The 20019-nt window shown below is 60.4% G+C and carries 18 protein-coding genes; 10 read left to right on the top strand and 8 right to left on the bottom strand.

The features are described from left to right. The first annotated feature begins 34 nt into the window (after nt 1-34). Together K2Q04_RS01020 and K2Q04_RS01015 are read left to right on the top strand one after the other, a co-directional pair. A complete protein-coding gene (locus K2Q04_RS01020; protein ID WP_291158036.1) occupies nt 35-961 on the top strand; it encodes an ABC transporter ATP-binding protein in 927 nt (308 codons plus the stop codon). After that, nucleotides 958-1719, top strand: coding sequence for an ABC transporter permease (locus K2Q04_RS01015; RefSeq protein ID WP_291158035.1), 762 nt, complete (start codon nt 958-960; stop codon nt 1717-1719). Before K2Q04_RS01020 ends, K2Q04_RS01015 begins: the two co-directional genes overlap by 4 nt. Before the next feature lie 9 nt (nt 1720-1728). Here the strand turns inward: K2Q04_RS01015 and K2Q04_RS01010 are convergent, their stop codons facing one another. Together K2Q04_RS01010 and K2Q04_RS01005 are read right to left on the bottom strand one after the other, a co-directional pair. Continuing rightward, nucleotides 1729-3207, bottom strand: coding sequence for an aldehyde dehydrogenase family protein (locus K2Q04_RS01010; protein WP_291158033.1), 1479 nt, complete (start codon nt 3205-3207; stop codon nt 1729-1731). Between the two features lie 24 nt (nt 3208-3231). Beyond that, nucleotides 3232-4569: an aminotransferase class III-fold pyridoxal phosphate-dependent enzyme gene (locus K2Q04_RS01005; RefSeq protein ID WP_291158032.1), complete on the bottom strand. Its 1338-nt coding sequence runs from the start codon at nt 4567-4569 to the stop codon at nt 3232-3234. Nucleotides 4570-4808: 239 nt separating this feature from the next. On the opposite strand from K2Q04_RS01005, the gene K2Q04_RS01000 reads away from it, so the two are divergent. The 8 genes from K2Q04_RS01000 (at nt 4809) to fabG (ending at nt 13330) form a co-directional block, all read left to right on the top strand. Continuing rightward, on the top strand, nt 4809-7091 hold the full coding sequence (locus K2Q04_RS01000) for a propanediol/glycerol family dehydratase large subunit (RefSeq protein WP_291158030.1): 2283 nt from the start codon (nt 4809-4811) through the stop codon (nt 7089-7091). After that, nucleotides 7088-7516 (top strand): diol dehydratase small subunit, encoded by a 429-nt coding sequence (locus tag K2Q04_RS00995; protein ID WP_291158028.1) that lies wholly within the window; start codon nt 7088-7090, stop codon nt 7514-7516. The genes K2Q04_RS01000 and K2Q04_RS00995 overlap by 4 nt, the downstream gene beginning before the upstream one ends. A gap of 10 nt (nt 7517-7526) precedes the next feature. Then, entirely contained in the window at nt 7527-8222 is a 696-nt protein-coding gene (locus K2Q04_RS00990) for a cysteine hydrolase family protein (protein ID WP_291158027.1), read from the top strand. A 237-nt stretch (nt 8223-8459) separates the two neighbouring features. After that, the gene (locus tag K2Q04_RS00985; RefSeq protein ID WP_291158026.1) at nt 8460-9614 is read left to right on the top strand and encodes a PotD/PotF family extracellular solute-binding protein; all 1155 of its coding nucleotides are present in this window, start codon (nt 8460-8462) and stop codon (nt 9612-9614) included. Between the two features lie 127 nt (nt 9615-9741). After that, nucleotides 9742-10815: an ABC transporter ATP-binding protein gene (locus K2Q04_RS00980; protein ID WP_291158024.1), complete on the top strand. Its 1074-nt coding sequence runs from the start codon at nt 9742-9744 to the stop codon at nt 10813-10815. Beyond that, complete coding sequence (locus K2Q04_RS00975) at nt 10812-11672, top strand: ABC transporter permease (protein ID WP_291158022.1); 861 nt, start codon at nt 10812-10814, stop codon at nt 11670-11672. The genes K2Q04_RS00980 and K2Q04_RS00975 overlap by 4 nt, the downstream gene beginning before the upstream one ends. Nucleotides 11673-11676: 4 nt before the next feature. Then, a complete protein-coding gene (locus K2Q04_RS00970; RefSeq protein ID WP_291158020.1) occupies nt 11677-12486 on the top strand; it encodes an ABC transporter permease in 810 nt (269 codons plus the stop codon). Nucleotides 12487-12550: 64 nt separating this feature from the next. After that, a complete protein-coding gene (gene fabG / locus K2Q04_RS00965; protein ID WP_291158018.1) occupies nt 12551-13330 on the top strand; it encodes a 3-oxoacyl-ACP reductase FabG in 780 nt (259 codons plus the stop codon). Nucleotides 13331-13356: 26 nt separating this feature from the next. On the opposite strand, the gene K2Q04_RS00960 is transcribed toward fabG, so the two are convergent. From K2Q04_RS00960 to K2Q04_RS00935, 6 genes are all read right to left on the bottom strand, one after another. Then, nucleotides 13357-14337 (bottom strand): AraC family transcriptional regulator, encoded by a 981-nt coding sequence (locus K2Q04_RS00960; RefSeq protein ID WP_291158016.1) that lies wholly within the window; start codon nt 14335-14337, stop codon nt 13357-13359. A gap of 229 nt (nt 14338-14566) precedes the next feature. Then, on the bottom strand, nt 14567-15661 hold the full coding sequence (locus K2Q04_RS00955; RefSeq protein WP_291158015.1) for a phosphotransferase: 1095 nt from the start codon (nt 15659-15661) through the stop codon (nt 14567-14569). Between the two features lie 132 nt (nt 15662-15793). Beyond that, entirely contained in the window at nt 15794-17221 is a 1428-nt protein-coding gene (locus K2Q04_RS00950; RefSeq protein ID WP_291158013.1) for a gamma-aminobutyraldehyde dehydrogenase, read from the bottom strand. A 24-nt stretch (nt 17222-17245) separates the two neighbouring features. Further along, complete coding sequence (locus K2Q04_RS00945) at nt 17246-18064, bottom strand: ABC transporter permease (RefSeq protein ID WP_291158011.1); 819 nt, start codon at nt 18062-18064, stop codon at nt 17246-17248. Further along, the gene (locus tag K2Q04_RS00940; protein ID WP_291158009.1) at nt 18054-18992 is read right to left on the bottom strand and encodes an ABC transporter permease; all 939 of its coding nucleotides are present in this window, start codon (nt 18990-18992) and stop codon (nt 18054-18056) included. Before K2Q04_RS00940 ends, K2Q04_RS00945 begins: the two co-directional genes overlap by 11 nt. Then, nucleotides 18989-19999, bottom strand: a complete 1011-nt coding sequence (locus K2Q04_RS00935; RefSeq protein ID WP_291158007.1) for an ABC transporter ATP-binding protein — start codon at nt 19997-19999, stop codon at nt 18989-18991. Before K2Q04_RS00935 ends, K2Q04_RS00940 begins: the two co-directional genes overlap by 4 nt. Nucleotides 20000-20019: the final 20 nt, after the last annotated feature.

Genomic DNA, 20019 nt, shown 5'->3' with positions numbered 1-20019 from the left:
CGGGTCGAGGCACGCCATCGCACAGAGACAATTGATGCCAGCAGTCATCCGTGTCGAACATCTTTCCAAGACGTACGCTTCGGGATTCACGGCCCTCAAAGACATCAATCTCGAAGTCAACCGAGGAGAGATTTTTGCTCTTCTCGGGCCTAACGGCGCAGGCAAGACAACGCTGATCGGCTGCATCTGCGGGATCGTCAATCCCACGGCGGGGGAAATCACCGTCGACGGCATGAGTATCGTGGCCGATTATCGCGCCGTGCGCGCGATGATCGGTCTCGTGCCGCAAGAACTCGCGACAGATATGTTCGAAACTCCGTGGGCGACGGTCAACTTCAGCCGCGGACTGTTCGGCAAGCCGCGCGACCATGCCTACGTCGAGAAGGTGCTACGTTCACTTTCGCTTTGGGACAAGAAAGACAGCCGGATCATGACGCTTTCGGGCGGCATGAAGCGCCGGCTGCTGATCGCGAAAGCGTTGGCGCACGAACCACGCATTTTGTTTCTCGATGAGCCGACCGCGGGCGTCGATGTCGAGCTTCGGCGCGAGATGTGGCAGATCGTGAGAGATCTTCGCGCCGAAGGCGTGACAATCATCCTGACGACGCATTACATCGAAGAAGCCGAGGAGATGGCCGACCGCGTCGGCGTCATCGCCAAGGGCGAGATCATTCTCGTCGAAGAAAAGAACGAGCTGATGCGTAAGCTCGGCAAGAAGCAGCTCGTCCTGCAGCTGTCCGCACCGCTGACGGAAATACCGGCAGGGCTCGGCGCCTACGATTTGCACCTCGGCGCCGACTGTAACGAACTGACCTACACCTACGACACGCGAGCCGAGCGGACGGGCATCACCGCGCTCCTAAACGATATGCGAGCGACAGGCGTGACATTCAAAGATCTGTCGACGATGCAGAGTTCGCTCGAAGACATTTTCGTCGATCTCGTGAGGGAAAAGCGATGAATATCGAGGCTGTCCGCGCAATATACGGTTTCGAGATGTCCCGCTGGGGACGCACGCTCATGCAGAGCATCGTCTCGCCTGTGCTCTCGACGTGTCTTTATTTTATCGTCTTCGGCTCGGCGATCGGCTCGCGCATTTCGCAGGTGGATGGAATCGACTACGGAGCGTTCATCGTTCCCGGTCTCGTGATGATGCTGCTTCTGACGCAGAGCACTCTCAACGCCTCGTTCGGCATCTACTTCCCGCGCTTCACCGGGACCATATACGAGCATCTTTCCGCACCGGTTTCGGCCTTCGAGATCGTTCTCGGATATGTCGGCGCTGCGGCGACGAAATCGGTCATCCTCGGGCTGCTCGTGTTGATCACGGCAAGCCTCTTCGTGCCGTTGCGCATCGCGCATCCCTTCTGGATGATCCTATTCCTACTGCTTACCGCGATAACCTTCAGCATGCTCGGTTTCATCATCGGGATCTGGGCCGACGGATTCGAGAAGCTTCAGATCATTCCGCTGCTCGTCATCACGCCGCTGACGTTTCTCGGCGGCACCTTTTATTCGGTAAAGATGCTGCCCCCTTTCTGGCAAACCGTGACGCTCTTCAATCCCGTCGTCTATTTGATCAGCGGCTTTCGCTGGAGCTTCTTTGAAATCTCCGACGTGAATGTCGGCGTAAGCCTTCTGATGACGTCGTTGTTCCTTGCTGCCTGCATGGCTGTCGCCTGGTGGATCTTCAGGACGGGATACCGTCTCAAGGCGTGACTTGGTTCGTCAGCCGCCGCCCTTCAGGTACCAGCCCCACGGCTCACGGGTCGTGTAGGCGGTGATCTGCTTCGGCTCGAGGAAGTTGTTCAGTCCCCACGTTCCAAGCTCGCGACCGACGCCGCTTTTTTTCACGCCGCCCCAAGGTGGCTCGAGAAAATTCGGTTGCGAGCAATTGATCCAGACGACGCCGGCTTCGAAAGCGTCGGCGACGCGTTCCGCCCTCTTCAAGTCGCCCGACATGACGGCTGCTGCCAAGCCGAACTCGCTATCATTGGCCAAGGTCAGGGCTTGGTCTTCCGTATCGAACGTCGTGACGGCGAGGACGGGACCGAAAATCTCCTCGCGCCAAATTCGCGCTGAGGGTGGCACATCCGCGAAGATCGTCGGCTCCAGGAAGTAGCCTTCGTTGAGATGCGAGGGCCGCCCGCCGCCGGTGACGAGCGTTGCCTCGCTCTTTCCAGCATCGATATATCCGAGCACCTTGTCATATTGGGTTTTGCTGACGAGCGGTCCCAACAGCGTGCCCGGCGCCATGCCGTCGCCGATCGTGATTTTCTTGGCTTCCACTGAGAGCCGGTCGATGAGCTTCGGCGCGATGCCCTTCTCGACGATCATCCGAGATGTGGCGCTGCAGACTTGTCCCTGGTTCCAGAAGATTCCAAACATCACCCATTCGACGGCCTGCTCGATATCGGCATCGTCGAAGATGATGATCGGCGATTTTCCTCCAAGCTCCAGGCTGATGCTTTTGACGTCGCGCGCCGCAGCGGATGCGACCGCGATGCCCGTCTGGACGGAGCCCGTGAAGGCCAACTTGCGGACGTCGGGATGGGAGGCGAGGCGCGCGCCGGCGTCCGCACCATAGCCCGTGACGACGTTCAAGACGCCATTCGGCAGCCCGACTTCTGCTGCGATGCGCGCGAGTTCGAGCGCCGTCAGCGGCGTATACTCGGACGGCTTCAGCACGACCGCACATCCTGCCGCGATTGCCGGCGCGACCTTCCACGCCGCCATCAACAGGGGATAATTCCACGGCACGATGAGCCCAGCCACGCCTGCGGGCATGTATTTGACGCGCGACTGAAAACGCGCGTCCGGAACGCCGATGATTTCGCCTTGGCGCGCGTCCAATTCCTCAGCGTACGTTGCGTAGAGATTGAAGCAATAGGCGGCGTCGCCGATGTCCCATAGTGCTTCAGGCAGGGGCTTGCCGTTGTCTCTCACCTCGATCTCGGCGAGCGCTTGCTTCTGCTCCTCGATCGCCGCGCCAATCGCGCGAAGTAATGCGGCGCGGTCCCGGCCGGTCGTGCGCGACCATGGGCCGGCCATTGCGGCTTTTGCAGCTGCTACTGCCGCGTCGATGTCCGCTGCTGATCCGGCGGCGCAGCGGTGGAAGGTTCGTTCGTTGGCCGGGTTGACGACGTCGAGCGTGCGAGCGCCCAGCGCGTCACACCACTTTCCATCGATGAAAAGTTTCGATTGCATCCTAGATCCGTGATCGATCGGGTTTCAGAGTACCTTTGCCAATGTGCTTCTGAAGCCATCGATGAAGATATCTGCATGCTCCCGAGTAAAGCAGAGCGGCGGACGGATCTTCAAGACGTTGCCGTGACCGCCTGCTATCCCGATCAGGATATTGCGCTCGCGCATGCCGTTGACGATTCTCTCAGCGAGGGCGCGATCGGGCTCGGCTGACGCCTTATCCTTCACGAGTTCGACGCCTATATAGAGGCCGGAGCCGCGCACGTCCCCGACGCGTTCGCCGTTTCCGCCGGCAATACGAAGCTCTGTGCGCAGATAGGCGCCGGTATCAAGGGCGTTTTCCTGCAGGCCTTCTTCGTTCAGGACGTCCAATACTGCCAGTCCCGCGGCCGCCGCGACCGGATTGCCGCCGAATGTGTTGAAGTACCCGGACCTCGAGCCGAATGACTCGAGCATAGCGGGTTTGACAGCGACGCCGCCCATCGGGAAGCCGTTGCCCATCGGTTTTCCCATTACGACCATGTCGGGCACCACGCCGTGGCGGGCGAAACCCCACATTTTCTCGCCGGTGCGGCCGAAGCCTGGCTGAACCTCATCGGCGATGTAGACGCCGCCCGCGTCGCGGACTGCCGCGACCGCTTCGGCCAGAAATCCCGGCTCGCCCGGGTAGACACCGTCGCTCGAAAAGATGCTGTCGGCGATGAACCCGGCGAGACGAATGCCCGCTTTCTCCATGGCTGCGATGGCTTTGCGTATGTCCTCGGCGAATTTGGGTCCAATGGCTTCGCTGCCGTGGCGATACGTGTCCGGCGCGGGCACGAGGAACACGTACGGCGGCCGCGGCTCGGCGCTCGCGGACGATGGCGATATTTCCGTCACGGCCGTGGTGTTACCGTGATAGGCGTTCTCGGTCACGATGAAGCCCTTGCCGCCTGTCACCGCGCGGGCGATGCGCAGCGCGAGATCGCCGCTTTCGCTGCCTGTGCACGTAAATACGATATTCGAGACCGGCTCGGGCATCGTGGCCAGAAGGCGTTCGGCATACGTGTAGATATTGTCATAGAGGTAACGCGTGTGGGTGTTCAGCGTGCCGAGCTGCCGCGATATGGCTTCGACGACGCGGGGATGACAGTGCCCGACTGACGGCACGTTGTTGTAAGCGTCGAGATAGCGCGTGCCATCGGCATCGTGGAGCCAGACGCCCTCGGCCCGGACGAGGTTCAACGGCCGTTCGTAAAACAGCATCGAAGTCGGCCCGAATGTCTGCTTCCGGCGTTTGACGAGGCTCGTGACCGCGGGAGGCAGCTTGTCGGCTGCGTTCATGTCGAAGGCGTTGAGGTCGAGAATTTTTCGCGTAGCTTCCATAGGGCCCCTTGGGCAAGCTCCCTGACAAATGGGCTGCGTATCCGCATCGGTTTCGACTAATATAGGGTACGCCGCCGGCAACAGCTTGACCCTTGGAAGAGGGGTCTGTTCAGTTTGTCATCAGCCCCTGGCCGCGAACCCCGTCAACTTCGGGGCCGCTCTGGTCAAATCCCGTGGCCGCGCTCAGAGTAACGTCAGTTCCGATTGCAATCGGGCTCTCCATCGTCGAGAAAACAAGCATGACTGATGAAACGCAGGCACGGCCGAATCGCTGGAAGCGATTTTCCGATTGGGACGAGCGCCCGCTTCGGCTCGACAAGTTCGCCGCAGAAGATGCTGCAAGCGGTTTTTCGGCGTTCAAAAGTCCGTTCGATCCCAAACCGGGACTGTCGCTCGGCGACGGTGTCGTCGAGTCCATGGATGGCATAGCCGTCCGCGACTTCGATATGATCGATGTGTTCATAGCCCGGTATCATCTCGATCCCGAAATCGCGCCGGAAGCGATGGCGATGCCGTCTCTGGAAGTGGCTCGCATGCTCGTCGACATGAACGTGCCGCGAAAGACGCTGGTTCGGCTCGCTCACGGCATGACGCCGGCCAAGCTCGCCGATGTCGTCAGCCACCTTTCATCGCTCGAGATCGCTTTCGCCTACAGCAAGATGCGGGCACGGCAGACGCCCGGCAATCAAGCGCACGTCACGAACGCGAAAGACGACCCTCTGCAGATGGCGGCTGATGCCGCAACTGCGGTGGCGCTCGGCTTCGACGAAATCGAGACGACTATGCGGGTTGCACGCAACTCCTGGTCGAACGCCGTTGCCTGCGCCGTCGGGGCTGCCGTCGGACGGTGGGGCGCGCTCTTTCAGTGCTCCAGCGAAGAAGCTGAAGAACTCAAGATCGGCATGGCGGGCTTCACCTCCTACGCCGAGACCGTGTCGGTCTACGGCACCGAAAAGAGCTTCATCGACGGCGACGATACGCCTTGGTCGAAAGCATTTCTCGCGGCCGCCTACGCTTCGCGGGGCATCAAGATGCGGTGCACCTCGGGCGCGGGCTCCGAGTTGCTGATGGGCTTTCACGACCGCAAATCACTGCTCTATCTCGAAGCGCGGTGCCTTTGCCTGCAGCGCGCGATGGGCGTGCAGGGCACGCAGAACGGCGGCATCGACGGAGCGCCCGTCACGTGCACCGTTCCTGGCGGCATGCGCGAATTGATGGCCGAGAACCTGATCGCCGTCTGGCTCGATCTCGAATGCGCGTCCGGCAACGACGCTCGCGCGACCGAATCGGAAATCCGCGTCGGCGCGAAGATCCTGCCATATCTCATCGCAGGGTCCGATCTCATCTGTTCCGGATTCGGCTCAATTCTAAAGTACGACAATTCGTTCAACGCCTCTCTGCTCAATGGTGAGGAACTCGAGGATTATCTGGTTCTGCAGCGCGACTTCGAGGCAGACGGCGGGCTTACGCCGGTCGGCGAGACGCGCGTCATGGAGCTCAGGTCGCGGGCCGTCGATGCGATCAGCGCGGTGCTGGAAGAACTCAGGCTCGCGAAACCGACCGCCGACATGAAGCTCTCGGTCGTTGCCGCATCCGGCTCGGATGAAACGCGGACGTTTTCGGGCCGCGACGTGGCGCTAATCAGCGAAGCAATCTACGATCGGTCGATCACGGTCATCGACGTCATAAAGGCGCTTGCGGCGCGCGGCTTCACCGAAGAGGCGGAAAACCTGCTGAAGCTCGTAAGACTCCGCGTTTCCGGCGATTATCTGCAGACGTCGGCGGTCGTTCGCGACGGGCGCATCGTCAGCGCCGTAAACAATCCCAACGATTATCAGGGGCCTGGCACAGGCTACCGTCTCACCGAGGAGCGTCGCGACGAAATCGTCGCCATTCGCGATGTGCTGACGCGCCAGGAGGTGCTGAGAGTAGAAGCGGCCTTCAGGCCCGGAGAAGTCAACCGGGTCGCCTACCGGCCGACGGGGCCCGCCGCCGCGACCCACAATCCGAAGGAAGTCGTCATCGGCATCAGCCCCGCCTTTGGCCTGAAGCTCTTTCAAACCGTCGCCGGGCATCCCCTCTCCGCGATTTTGCGGGTGCTGATTGGCGGCATAACGGAAGGCGGCTGCACGGCCCGCGTCGTCCGGATGCGGCATACGGCAGATACCTCGTTCCTCGGGCTCAGCGCGGCGCGGCTCGCCGGCTCCGGCATCGGGATCGGCATTCAGGCAAAAGGCACCGCCGTCATTCATCAGAAGGACCGGCTTCCGCACAACAATCTCGAACTCTTCTCGAACTCGCCGATCACCAAGGTCGAACATTACAAGCGAATGGGGCTCAATGCGGCTGCTTATGCGCTTGGCGAAATGCCCGAGCCCGTTATCGTGCCGACACGCGGCGAGGCCATGGGCTCACGTTACCATGCTAGAGTCTCGCTCATCTACGCGATCGAGACGGAGATGACGTCCGAGGGCGCTGAACCAGAAGAGATCGATGTGATGTTCCTCGGAGCTGCCGCATGACCGGGAAGCCTCTCACCGTCGCCGATTATCCGCTCGCCGAGAACCGGCCCGACGTGGTCGAGACGAAAGCCGGCAAGAAGCTCGATGACATTACGCTCGATGGCGTGCTGTCCGACCGCGTATCGCTCGAAGACCTTCGCATCACGGACCGCGCGCTTCGCCAGCAGGCTGAAATCTCGACAGCGGCGGGGCGGCCAACGCTGGCTGCGAATTTCGAGCGCGGCGCCGAGCTGGTGGACGTTCCGCAAGACGTGATCATGCGGATCTACGAGCTGCTGCGTCCGGGCCGGGCCAGCTCCAAGGACGAATTGCTCGCGGCTGCGCGAGAACTTCGCGAAACATACGGCGCCGAGGGCGTCGCGGCCTTCATCGAGGAGGCGGCGGACGTATATGAGCGCCGCTCACTTTACAAAAAACGCTTCTGAAAGGACGGGCATGAGCTGGAAGACGGGTTATCGATCCATCTATTACGACGGCGCTCCGGAGCCAGACGACCCGGATCTCTCCAAGTCCCACACCGCCCTCCTCATCATCGACGTCCAGAACACCTACCTCTCCCGGCCGGACCGTGCGTCGCTTTCGCCGGAGGATCAGAGGCGGTATGACGCTTGGACGCCCTTTCACAAGCGCATGCATGAAGTCGTTCTGCCGAGAACGAAGGACCTTCTCGAGAGGTTTCGGCGGAACGGCATCGAATGCCTGTTCGCGCGCATCGCCTGCCATACCAAGGAGGGCCGGGACCGCTCGCTGTCGCAGAAGATGCCGGGCTGGAACAACCTTCTTTTACCTAAAGACGAGTTGCCGTCCCAGATTGTCCCGGAGCTTCAGCCCATTGGGGACGAGATCGTCGTTACCAAGACAACAGACAGTGCACTGACGGGCACCAACCTGCGGCTGATCCTAACCAACCTCGGCATAAAAACCGTCGTCTGCTGCGGGATTTTCACGGACCAATGCGTCTCGTCGACTGTCCGGAGCCTCGCCGACGAGAGCTTTGCCGTCGTCGTGATCGAAGATTGCTGCGCCGCCGGGTCCGACGAACTTCACCACAAGGAACTCGAGATCATGAACATGATCTATGGACACGTCATGTCGAGTGCTGAACTCAACGCCCTGATGAAGCTGGCCTAAACCGGCTTGACGACGTCCAGAAGGTCAAGTTTCCATAGGGGAGGGTCAAATCGACTTGGCGACCGCAGCATACAGTGATGCCATCACAGAGGGGGGATCTTCCGTTACCGTGGACAACTGGCTGCATCGCTCTTCCTTACTCGTCCTCTTCCGTGGACGAGCCCCGTCGATCGCTTCCGTTTCGCCCTGATTGTTACGGGCAAAAAAAACATCATCCGCTCACCAGGAGTGACAGGCATGTTCGATAGCAAACTCTCACGGCGCGACTTCTTGAAAACTTCGGCGTCCGCGGCGGCGACGCTGGCGGCCACTCAAGTAGGCCCCTTCGCAGGCGCCGCCCACGCGGCCCGTGACAAGGAACTGAATATTCTCTGTTGGGAAGGTTACAACTCGGCTCAGGTGCTCGACCCGTTCCGTTCGAGCAAGAGCGCGACGGTCAAGGCCGAAAGCCTGACCAACGATCCGACGATGATCAACCGTCTGCGCGCTGGCGAGATCAACGTTTGGGATCTCATCAACGTCAACAATCCCTGGGCACGCAAAATCATGCTGCCCGAGAAGCTGATCAAGCCGCTCGATCGCGCCAAGTTCGAGCCATACTTCGCGAAGATGATGCCGCAGTTCAAGCCGCCCTATAAATGGGCGATGGACGACTCCGGCAAAGATCTGCTCGGCATGGCGCAGCGGTTCGGGCCCTACTCGTTCGTCGTCAACACCGACAAGATCAGCCGCAAAACTGCAGAAGACCAGGGCTGGGATCTCTTCAATGACCCGAAGCTCGCCGGCCGCTTCGGCATTCTGGAATCCGACGACTGGAACGTGTTCGGCATCTGCTGCATCGCCGGCTTCGATCCCTATCAGCCGCATACACCCGAACAAGTCGCCAAGTTCGAGGAAACCGCAAAGCGCATTCTGAAGAACAAGAAGGTCGTCGGCGACATCGCCACCATGAACCAGGCCATGATTTCCGGCGAAATCGATTGCCATCTCACGGGCGGCACGTACTCGGCTTCTCCCGCCCGCGCGGACGGTCACTTGAATTTGCGCGGCGTCACGCCCAACAAGGGTCCGCTTGCCGGCGGCAAGGGCGGCATCGCCTGGATCGAAATCACCTCGGTCGTCAACAACCCGCACGGCTCTCCGCTCGCCGAGCAGTTCCTGGAATACGTGCAGGCTCCCGAAGTCGCGCACACGGTGGCGTTTGCCGAAGGCACGTTCAATCCGGTCGCTCAGATGGGCAACCCCGAATGCTTCAAGCTCTTCACCAAAGATCAGCTCGAGGCCATTCAGTGGGACAGCCTCGAAGAAGAGATGGCGCGTTCGGTCGAGTACGATATCGTTCCCGACTACGACAAGCTGCTCGATATCTGGAACGCGGCGAAGAAATCCTGAGCTGCATGACGTTTGCGTCATGACCTCAGTAAACGGCATGTAACGCTTCGGCCTTCCGCCGCCCTGTTAGATAGGCGGAAGGCCAGACGCGTTTCTCATTAGCTTTCAAAGAAGTTGGAACTCCTACGTGACCGGAACTTCCGAACCTATCCTGCGATTGAAGAACGTACGTAAGGCGTTCGGCAATCTAGCAGCCGTCGACGATATCAACCTTTCCATCGGCGAAGGCGAATTCTTCACGATCGTCGGACCTTCCGGTAGCGGCAAGACGACCTTGATCCGCATGCTCGCCGGAATGGAGCGGCCGACATCGGGGGACATTCTGCTGCGCGACAAGCGCATCAACGATACTCCGGCCAACGAACGGCCGACATGCATGGTGTTTCAGTCGCTCGCGCTCTTTCCGCATCGGACGGTCGGACAGAACATCGAGTTCGCCCTCAAGATCCGAAACGTCGATCCGGCGACCCGCGCGAAGCGGGCACGCGAGCTGATGCAGCAACTGCATCTTCCCGCCGACTACTATTCGAAGAACGTCACGTTGTGTTCGGGCGGTGAGCGCCAGCGCGTCGCCCTTGCCCGCGCACTCGCATTCGATCCGCAGATCCTGTTTTTCGACGAACCGCTTTCGGCAATCGACTACAAGCTCCGCAAGACGCTCGAGAAAGAGCTGAAGGACATTCACCGCGAAACGGGCAAGACATTCGTCTACATCACCCACAGCCTCGAAGAGGCAATGGTGATGAGCGACCGGATCGGCGTCATGCGGCGCGGCAAGCTCATTCAGGTGGGCTCGCCCAACGAAATCTACTCGACGCCCCGCTCGCGCTTCGTCTCCGAGTTCATGGGCGACGTCAACGTGATACCCGTCGAGAGCAACGGCGCAGGCTCGGTGCGTTCGCAAACGCTCGGCGCGAGCTTCAAAGTTCCGCCGGCTGCAATCGAGAGCAAAGCGCAGTGCTTGGTCGTCCGGCCAGAGTTCCTTCGCTTCCTCAACTCTCCGAGCGACGCGCAGAACAGCCTCAAAGGCGTTCTCTATAACGAATACGCACTCGGCTCGCGCATCCAATACCAGGTCCGTGTCGGCGAAAAAGTATTCCTCGTCGAAAAGCTTCGCCAGCAGCCCTTCAAGGGCAAGCTCGACGACGAAGTTCTGATTGGTTGGGATCCGGAAAATTCAATTCTGGTGGCCGACGAATGATCGAAAAGACCTCCGTTCTCGCCCAACCAGGAAGGCGTGCGGCGCTACCGATTATGGTATTGCTGGCGCTCGGGTTCGTTGCGCCTCTGCTCGCGGTCGTGGGCTTCAGCTTCATGCCGGCCCGAACCTTCGGACTTTGGCACGAGCCTACTCTCGAAAATTACGAAACGATCTTCAGCGACAACACCTACGTCTCGTTGTTTTGGTCGCTGGGGCTGGCGTCGGCTACCGTCGTACTTCTCGCGCTCATCTGCTATCCGGTCGCGTACGGTCTCGTTCGCGTCTTCGGCCGCTGGTCGACAGTTTTGACACTGCTCTTCACCATCCCGCTGGTGGTTTCGGAAAATATCCGCCTCTACGGCTGGGTGCTGTTCTTCATCAAGGGCGGCGTCCTTCCGGGAACCTTGAGAACGCTCTTTGGCGTGGAGATGGGAGATTTTCTTTTCACGCCGGCCGCCGTCTTGTTCGGCATGGTCTACGTCTATCTGCCGTTCATGCTGTTTCCGATGACGCTCGGAATCGCGATGGTACCGAACCAGATGCGTGAAGCGGCGAGAGACCTGGGCGCAACCCGTTGGCAGGTTTTCCGCGAAGTTGAACTGCCGCTGTCGACACCTGGTTTGATGATCGGCTCGCTGCTGACGTTCGTGCTCGCTGTCGGCGCCATTGCCGAGGCCAAGGTTCTCGGCGGACAGCGTATCATCCCCATCACACACGACATCGAAATTGCCTTCACGTATGCGCAGAACTGGCCTCTCGGGGCGGCGCTGGCGGTGCTGCTGATGCTGGTCGTCAGCGTGCTCGTCCTCATCGTGCTCAGGCGCTTCGATCTCGATCAAATACTTGGAAAGCGGTGACGTAATGTCTGAGAACAATAACAGCATTCGCCACATCCTCATCGGCGTCTGGACCGCTGCGGTGCTGCTCTTCGTGTTCATTCCCAGCGCGACGATCTTCCTCGCGTCGATGACGTCGAGCCGCTACTTCACCTTCCCGATTTCGTCCTTCGGGTTCGATTGGTGGTCGAAGGTCTTCAACTCGCTCGAAGTCCGTGCGCTGGCGCTCACCTCTCTATCGATCGCGGCGACGGTCACCGTCATCGCAGTCGTGCTCGGCTTTTTCGGTGCGCTGGCCTTCGCCCGCTACGATTGGAAGGGCCGCAAGCTCTACCAAAAGTTCATTCTGCTCCCGATCTTCTTCCCACAGTCGGTGCTTGGGCTCGCCCTGCTGCTTTGGTTCAACGCCTTGGGCCTGACGCTATCCTGGAAGACGGCTGTCCTCGCACACCTGGTCTGGATTGCGCCGGTCGTAACGCTCGTCATGGCCATTCAGGTCTATTCCTTCGATCCGTCTCTCGAGGAAGCGGCGACGGATCTCGGCGCATCGCGATGGCAGACTTTCCGCGAGGTGACGCTACCTGTTCTCATGCCGGGGATCTTTTCGGGAAGTCTGTTCGCCTTCCTGCTGTCGTGGGGCAACTTCCCGCTGTCGCTCTACACAACGGGCGCGGACAACACTTTGCCCAAGTATCTCTACGCAAAGATGGTGGCGGGCTACACGCCGGGCGTACCCGTGCTTGGTACGATTTCGACGGCGGCCGCCGCAGTCCTCCTCTTTGGGGGCTACGCCGCAATGCTCTTTCTCACTCGGAAGCGGAACGCGGCGTCCTAGAACAAGCTCTCAATCTCTCGATCTCAACAAGACCAACAACACGGCCCCTAAGGAGGTTATATCCATGTTCACGTCTATCGCAGGCCGGTCTGTCATCGTCACCGGTGCAAGCAAGGGGATCGGCAAGGGGATCGCGCGCGTCTTCGCAAAGAGCGGCGCAAAGGTCGTCGTCGTCTCGCGGCATCTCAAAGAGGCAGAGGCTACAGCTGAAGAGCTGCGCCGGGACGGTGGAACCGCAATGGGCTTCTCCGCCGACGTCACCAGCATGGGCGACTTGCAGGTTCTCGCCGAGGCGACTGCCACGGCTTACGGCGGCATCGACATCCTGTGCGCCAACGCCGGCATTTTTCCTCAGACCAAGATCGAGGAATTGTCGCCCGAAGATTGGGATTTCGTTTCCGATACGAACCTCAAGGGAACGTTCCTGTCGGTCAAAGCCTGCCTGCCGTATCTGAAGAAATCGGATCAGGGACGCATCGTCATCACCTCGTCGATTACCGGCCCGATCACAGCCTTCCCGGGCTGGTCTCACTACGGCGCGACGAAGGCAGGACAGCTCGGCTTCATGCGTACGGCCTGCATGGAGTTCGCGAAGTACGGCATTACCGTCAACGCGGTTCTGCCGGGCAATATCGCTACAGAAGGTCTTGCGGCTCTCGGACCTGAGTATGAGAAGTCCGCTGCGGCTTGCATCCCGCTTCAGAAGCTCGGCAAGGTCGAGGACATCGGTTACGCGGCGCTGTTTTTCGCGACCAAGGAAGCCGCCTACGTTACCGGACAGACGATCATCGTCGACGGGGGTCAGATCCTGCCCGAAAGCACGGATGCGCTGGCGCAGGCCTAACGCATCACTTAGCGGTCAAATTCTGATCAGCTTTGGTTGTCGAGTACCTCCGCGCGCAGTGCGCGCGGAGAAAGGCCGGTCCATCGCCGGACAGCGCGGCTGAAGGCGGAGAGTTCGGAATAGCCAACGAGGAAGGCTATTTCAGAGAACGACAACTGGCGCTGGCGCACATAGGACAGCGCCAAGTCGCGGCGCGTGCTTTCGACGAGGGTGCTGTAGCTCAGTCCGTCGTAATGAAGCTCGCGCTGAATGGCGCTGAGTGGAAGCCGCAGCTCAGCGGCCACGCATTCGATTTGCGGAAAGCCTTCAGGCAGTCTTGCGCGGACGGCGCTGCGAACACGATCTGTAATGCTGAAGCGCACATCGCGACGCTCGGAGAGCCGATCGAGACAGAGTTTCATTGCGCACATGAGCCGCGGATCAGCAGCCGGCATCACCTGCTTCAGGATTTGCGGCCGGAACACGATCGCGTTTGTCGGCTGCGAGAAGAAGGCCGGTGCCGCGAATGCACGCTCATGCTCGCGCCAGGCTTCTGGCTTTGGATGCTCAAAATGAACTTCCTCAGGGGCCCAGCTCTGGCCCATCGCTTCGCGAATGAGATTGAGGAACATGCCGAGCGACAGTTCCGCGTCTTGGCGGCGTTCGACGATTTGCGGCGCGTCGATGCGATATTCGAGTCTCGCCAGGCCATCGGGCGCCGTCCTCAGGGCCATCGAAGACGATTGCTGGTGCAGCGGAAAGAGTTCAACGAGCGTTTCGAGAGCGACGCCGAGCGAGGGAGCGGAGAGCGAGGCATACCCCCAAAGACCGAGGTCTCGGGGATCGAATGCATTGCCGAACCACAAACCGAAATTATCGTTTCGGGTTATTCGTGCGCTTTCCTCGAACAGGCGGCAGTAGGAGCTGAGGCTCAACTGCAGAGTCGGAGAGCCAGCCATTTCAGGCGAGATGCCGACGCTGCCGAAAATGCGATCGACATCGCCGCGCTGGCGCTCGATGAACTTCACTATTCCGGTGGCGGCGGAGGCTAGAACAGAAGGGTCGGTCCCCCGACTGATAGAGCTACCAGCGCCGCTCGCTCCGAAGTCGCTAATGCCGAGTACCATCGTTTCCTGGTGAGCAGATGCCAATATTCCAGAGAAAAAAGGCTAGCAGAAGCGGCCCACGGGTCAACCGTCATGCGCGGTGAAATATTCGGCACTCGCCAAAAACAACTGCACAATTGCGGTGCAACATTCAGCCGAAAAGCCGTTTCAGGAGACCTTTCTTCGGCGGTGCAGCAACGTCTTTCCCCGCGGCGGTGCCGTACTGTGAGAGGTACTTCTCGCAAAGCGCGATCGATCCCTGCGTGTATTCCACGCCCATCGATTTCGCGAGTTCGGTTTCCGAATGCGATCCGATCCACGCCACGAGGAGAAGTCTCCGCAGCATGACGAACGTCGCAATTTCGCTTTCTTCGGCCTCGCTCAAAGTGCCGATGCGGCGATAACCGCGAACCCACGCATTGAGCAGGTCCGGCACCTCCGGCGTGTGCTCGAAGAACGAGACGGTGGTCGCGCAATCGTAAAGGAGCCAGGAAAATCCGCAGTCGTCGAAATCGATGACCTTCACGGTCGACCCGTCCATCAGCAGATTGGCGAGCCGCATATCGCCGTGCACAAGATTGAAGCGATCGGGCGATTTACCAAAGTTCTCGAGACGGCGTCCGATCAGCGCGACGGCTTCGGTGATGGCCGCCGTCGCCTCCGGCGTCATGCCCATCCCGTCTTTCCAGTAGCCCCAATGGGGACGACTGCCGAGGCTGGTCTCAAAATCCCAAGTGAAGCGTTCGAACCAGACCGGCCGCTGCCACTTGCGAACATGGGCGTGCATGCGGGCCGCCGTTTCGCCGAGCATCTCGAAGCCGGCGATGTCGGTACTCGACGGCTCCGCGCCATTCTCCCATTGGAACAGCACGACGTTGCGCGGGTTCGGAAGCCCGCTAGCCGCAACGGTCTGGATGTATTCGCCGTCGAGGCCCCTCAGCGCCGTCGGCGTGGCAACGCCGCCATTTTCGCGGAGAGCCGAAAGCCACATGAGCTCTGAAGCTATTGCAGTGCGCGAATGATAATTTTCGCGATGGATGCGAAGCGCCCACCTTTGCCCCGTGCTGCTATCGACGCGATACGTTGCATTCTCGGAGACGTTTATGAGCTTGACCGCGCAGTCGCCCGGAAGGCCGTAGCGCCTTACCGCGCGCTCGGCCAGGATCTGCAATCGCTGCAACAGCTCTTCGTGTGTCGCCTCATCGGTACCCGTCATGCCTGCTGCCTTGACTCCCGTGCGCTTCATTGAGAGGCGACCTTTCGACCGCTTCTCTATTTTTTCAAACACTACGGGGCTGTGGCAAAGCGAACTTGACCTCGCCGCCGTGTCAGTTGACAGGCGAGCCGCGCGCTTCGGTGATGCTCCGTGGAACTGCGACTAGAGCTTCACCATCACGTGACGCGGTACGGTGTAATCCTCGAGCGCATACATCGAGAGATCCTTGCCGTAGCCCGACATCTTCAAGCCGCCGTGCGGCATCTCGCTGACAAGCATGAAATGGGTGTTAACCCACGTGCAGCCGTACTGCAGCCGCGACGCGACCTTCATGCCCCGGGCGATGTCCGACGTCCAAACCGAGGACGCCAGCCCGTAATCGCTGTCGTTGGCCCAGGCGATCGCTTCGTCGGCATCGTCGAACGGCGTGATCGAGACGACGGGGCCGAACACTTCCTTGCGGACGATCTCATCGTTCTGCGTGGCGCCCGCGACGACCGTCGGCTCGAAGAAGAAGCCCTTTCCTGCTGCGGGCTTACCGCCCGCCGTCATAGCGATATGGTTTTGTAGGCTTGCCCGGTCGACGAACGACTTCACGCGCTCCTTATGAGCGGACGAGATCAACGGTCCGAGGTCGTTCTCGTCGTCGTTGGCCTGGTTGTACTTGAGTTCCTTCACCGCGCTCGAAAGATCGGCGACGAGGTTGTCGTAGACTTTTTTGCCGGCATAGATGCGACACGCCGCGGTGCAGTCCTGGCCCGCGTTGTAGAAACCGAATATCTTCACGCCCTCGACGACGGATGCGATGTCGGCGTCGTCGAAGACGATGACAGGCGCTTTGCCGCCGAGTTCAAGATGCGTGCGCTTGATGTTCGTGGCTGCTGCCTGCAGGACCTTCTGGCCGGTTCCGATGCTTCCCGTGAGCGAAACCATCGAGACCTTCGGATGGTTGATCAGCGCAGAACCCGTTGTCGAACCTTTGCCGACGACGATGTTGACCACGCCTTCAGGGAAGATATCAGCGATGATCTTGCCGAGCTTCAGAAGCGTCAGAGGCGTCTGCTCGGACGGCTTCAGCACGATCGTGTTGCCGCCGGCTAGAGCCGGAGCAAGCTTCCAGGCCGCCATCATCAATGGATAGTTCCACGGTGCGATGGAGCCGACGACGCCGACCGGATCGCGACGGATCATCGACGTATGACCGGCCATGTATTCGCCGGCGACGGGGCCGTGCATGTTGCGAACGGCGCCTGCAAAGAAGCGGAAGCAATCGACGATCGCCGGCATTTCATCCTGCAGAACGCGAATGCGGGGCTTGCCGGTATTCAAGGCCTCGAGCGTGGCGAAGCTTTCAGCGTCACGTTCGATTGCGTCGGCGAGCTTCAAGAGCAGCGTCGACCGTTCGCCGACCGTCGTTTGCGACCAAGCCTTGAAGGCCTTGTCCGCAGCATTGACGGCCGCATCGACCTGGGCTGCGGACGCGTCCGGCAGATTGGTGATGACGTCTTCCGTCTTCGGGTTGACGACTGGCTCCGGTGCGTCTGTCCCGGCAACGAAGTCAGAGCCGATCAGCATGTTGGTGTCGAGCATCTTATCCTCCAGCATTAAAGTCCGTTACTTTGAAGAGCCGCCGGTGTGTTCGCCTTCTCGCGTCAGATAATAGGCTGCGAGGATCGGCAACAGCGTTACGATGAACACGAATACGGCGACGACGTTCGTCACCGGCCTTTGACGTGGCCGGATGAGTTCGGAAAGCATCCAGATCGGCAGAGTCGTTTGCTGACCGGCGGTGAACGTGGTGACGATCACTTCGTCGAATGAGAGCGCAAACGCGAGCATGCCGCCAGCGAGCAACGCCGTCCCGATCTGCGGAAGGATGACGTGGCGGAAGGTCTGGAACGAGTTGGCGCCAAGGTCCATCGAGGCCTCGACGAGATTGCCGTTCAGCCTGCGAAATCGCGCGACCGCATTGTTGTAGACGACGACGATGCAGAACGTTGCGTGGCCGAGAATGATCGTCCAGACCGAGAACGGTATGCTCATGATGTCGAAGGCGGAGCGAAGCGCGATACCGGTGATGATGCCGGGCAGCGCTATCGGCAGCACGAAGAGAAGCGAGATCGTCTCGCGGCCGAAGAAGCGGGCCCGCGAGAGGGCGGCCGCGGCAAGCGTCCCGAAAATAAGGGCGAGCACCGTCGCGATCGCCGCGACCTGCAGCGATAGGTAGAGCGGCGGCCAAATATCCGGCCGCGACGTCCAGGCGACTCCGAACCATTTGGTGGTGAGGCCGGGCGGCGGAAATTCGAAGCTCTTTTCCTCGGTCGTGAAGGCGTAGAGGAAGATCAATGCCAGCGGCAGATGAAGAAATAGCAGTCCGGCAATCGCCGAGATCCGCAAGCCGAGCGGCGTCGTACGGTTTGCCTTAGAGGACATCGAACGCCCCCATACGTTTCGCCATCCAGAGATAGACGGCCATGATCAGCATCGGCACGACGGTGAAAGCCGCGGCAAGCGGGATGTTTCCGGCGGTTCCCTGAAGCGTGTAGACGGCCTGCCCGATCATCAGACGTGAATTGCCGACGATCTGCGGGATGATGTAGTCGCCGAGCGTCAGGGAAAACGTGAAGATCGATCCGGCGACGATCCCGGGAAGCGCCAGCGGAAAGATCACTGTCCGGAACGTCTGGCGGGGATCGGCGCCGAGGTCGGCGGACGCCTCAATGAAGTTTGCCGGGACGCGCTCGAGCGCTGCTTGCGTCGGCAAAATCATGTAGGGCAGCCAGATATAAACGAAGACGAGAAACGTGCCGAGGTAGCTGAACGAAAGCGAAGGGCCGCCCACGACGGGCAACGCGAGAATGCCGTCGAGCAGCCACCTGAGATGCAGTTCGTTCGCGAACCAGGTTATGATCCCCTCCTTGGCGAGGATCAGCTTCCAGGCATAGACCTTGACCAAGTAGCTCGACCAGAGCGGCATCATGACTGCGAGATAGAAGAGAGCTTTGGTCCAGCCTCGCGCATATCGCGCCGCATAGTACGCGATCGGGAAAGCGATGATCGCGCTCGCGACCGTCACCAGCGCCGCCATGGTGACGGTGCGCAGGATGATCTGAGCGTTGGACGCTTCGAAAAGCTGTGCGTAGGTCGAGAGCGTGAACTCGTGAACGACGAGGCCGGAGAAATCGTCGAGCGAATAGAAGCTCTGGAGCAAAAGCGCGAACAGCGAGCCGATGTAGACGACACCGATCCAGAGCAGCGGCGGCGTCAGCAACAGGAACGTCACAAGCTGCGGGCGCGCGAAGAACAGGTCCGAGATCGCGCCGCCGATCCCTCTCTGCCTTTCTGCTACCGCCGTGGTCACGCGCCCTCTCCCATCGCCACCATCGCGGACTTCGGCCAGATCAGAGAGACGCTGTCGCCCTTGCGCACATCCGTTCCCGCTGGCGTCGACGCGATGAGCGCCAGTTTTTCCGTCGCGACCGTGATGCGCGTAACCGCGCCTTGATAGCTGATCGCGGTAACTATTCCTTTGGCGTGCGCGCAGGCGGCGGGCACCAAGGCATTTTGGGACGCGATCTGGATTTTCTCGGGCCGCAGGCTGGTCCACGCGGCGTGGCCGCCGTGCGCGGCTGCAAATTCCGGTGGCAGCACGTTCGACGAGCCGACGAAATCGGCGACGAAGCGCGAGGTCGGGCGTTCGTAGACGTCGGATGGCGTGCCCACCTGGACGATCTTGCCTTCGTTGAAGATCGCGACCCTGTTGGCCATCGAAAGCGCCTCACCCTGATCATGCGTGACAAACACGAACGTGATGCCGAGACTCGTCTGCAGCGATTTTAATTCTTCCTGCATCTGCTCGCGGAGCTTCAGATCAAGCGCGCCGAGCGGCTCGTCGAGCAAAAGCACTTTCGGCCCGTTCACCAGGGCGCGGGCAAGCGCAACGCGCTGGCGCTGTCCGCCCGACAGCTGCGCCGTGCGGCGGCTTTCGTAGCCCGCGAGCTTAACCATCGCGAGCGCGCTTTTCGCTTTCGCTTCGCGCTCGGCTTTGCCGACGCCCTTGATCATCAGACCGTAGGCGACGTTTTCGCCGACCGTCATGTGCGGGAACAGAGCGTAGTCCTGAAATACGGTGTTGACGTTGCGCCGGTAGGGCGGCACGCCGTCGGCGGTCTCGCCGAATATTTCGATGTGGCCCTCGTCCGGCTGCTCGAAGCCGGCGATGAGGCGGAGGCACGTCGTCTTTCCGGAGCCCGATGGACCGAGAAGGGCGAAGAATTCTCCCGGCTCAATGTCGAGAGACACGTTGTCAACGGCGCGCACTGAGCCGAAGCGACGCGATACATTCTGAAAGCGAACTGCTGGAGACATGAAACTCATCGGATGCCTGC

Origin of the sequence: Hyphomicrobium sp. (assembly GCF_019753045.1) — a bacterium.
Lineage (GTDB): Bacteria > Pseudomonadota > Alphaproteobacteria > Rhizobiales > Hyphomicrobiaceae > Hyphomicrobium_B.
The sequence above is the reverse complement of the archived record's forward strand: the minus strand, read 5'-3'. Positions and strand labels throughout refer to the sequence as shown.

What these genes read in the sequence shown, in the direction of transcription:
- K2Q04_RS00995 (WP_291158028.1), top strand. Translation starts at nt 7,088, where the DNA reads ATGACCGGGAAGCCTCTCACCGTCGCCGATTATCCGCTCGCCGAGAAC.
- K2Q04_RS00955 (WP_291158015.1), bottom strand. Translation starts at nt 15,661, where the DNA reads ATGAAGCGCACGGGAGTCAAGGCAGCAGGCATGACGGGTACCGATGAG.
- K2Q04_RS01010 (WP_291158033.1), bottom strand. Translation starts at nt 3,207, where the DNA reads ATGCAATCGAAACTTTTCATCGATGGAAAGTGGTGTGACGCGCTGGGC.
- K2Q04_RS00935 (WP_291158007.1), bottom strand. Translation starts at nt 19,999, where the DNA reads ATGTCTCCAGCAGTTCGCTTTCAGAATGTATCGCGTCGCTTCGGCTCA.
- K2Q04_RS00975 (WP_291158022.1), top strand. Translation starts at nt 10,812, where the DNA reads ATGATCGAAAAGACCTCCGTTCTCGCCCAACCAGGAAGGCGTGCGGCG.
- fabG (WP_291158018.1), top strand. Translation starts at nt 12,551, where the DNA reads ATGTTCACGTCTATCGCAGGCCGGTCTGTCATCGTCACCGGTGCAAGC.
- K2Q04_RS01020 (WP_291158036.1), top strand. Translation starts at nt 35, where the DNA reads ATGCCAGCAGTCATCCGTGTCGAACATCTTTCCAAGACGTACGCTTCG.
- K2Q04_RS01000 (WP_291158030.1), top strand. Translation starts at nt 4,809, where the DNA reads ATGACTGATGAAACGCAGGCACGGCCGAATCGCTGGAAGCGATTTTCC.
- K2Q04_RS00950 (WP_291158013.1), bottom strand. Translation starts at nt 17,221, where the DNA reads ATGCTCGACACCAACATGCTGATCGGCTCTGACTTCGTTGCCGGGACA.
- K2Q04_RS00985 (WP_291158026.1), top strand. Translation starts at nt 8,460, where the DNA reads ATGTTCGATAGCAAACTCTCACGGCGCGACTTCTTGAAAACTTCGGCG.
- K2Q04_RS01005 (WP_291158032.1), bottom strand. Translation starts at nt 4,569, where the DNA reads ATGGAAGCTACGCGAAAAATTCTCGACCTCAACGCCTTCGACATGAAC.
- K2Q04_RS00970 (WP_291158020.1), top strand. Translation starts at nt 11,677, where the DNA reads ATGTCTGAGAACAATAACAGCATTCGCCACATCCTCATCGGCGTCTGG.
- K2Q04_RS00945 (WP_291158011.1), bottom strand. Translation starts at nt 18,064, where the DNA reads ATGTCCTCTAAGGCAAACCGTACGACGCCGCTCGGCTTGCGGATCTCG.
- K2Q04_RS01015 (WP_291158035.1), top strand. Translation starts at nt 958, where the DNA reads ATGAATATCGAGGCTGTCCGCGCAATATACGGTTTCGAGATGTCCCGC.
- K2Q04_RS00990 (WP_291158027.1), top strand. Translation starts at nt 7,527, where the DNA reads ATGAGCTGGAAGACGGGTTATCGATCCATCTATTACGACGGCGCTCCG.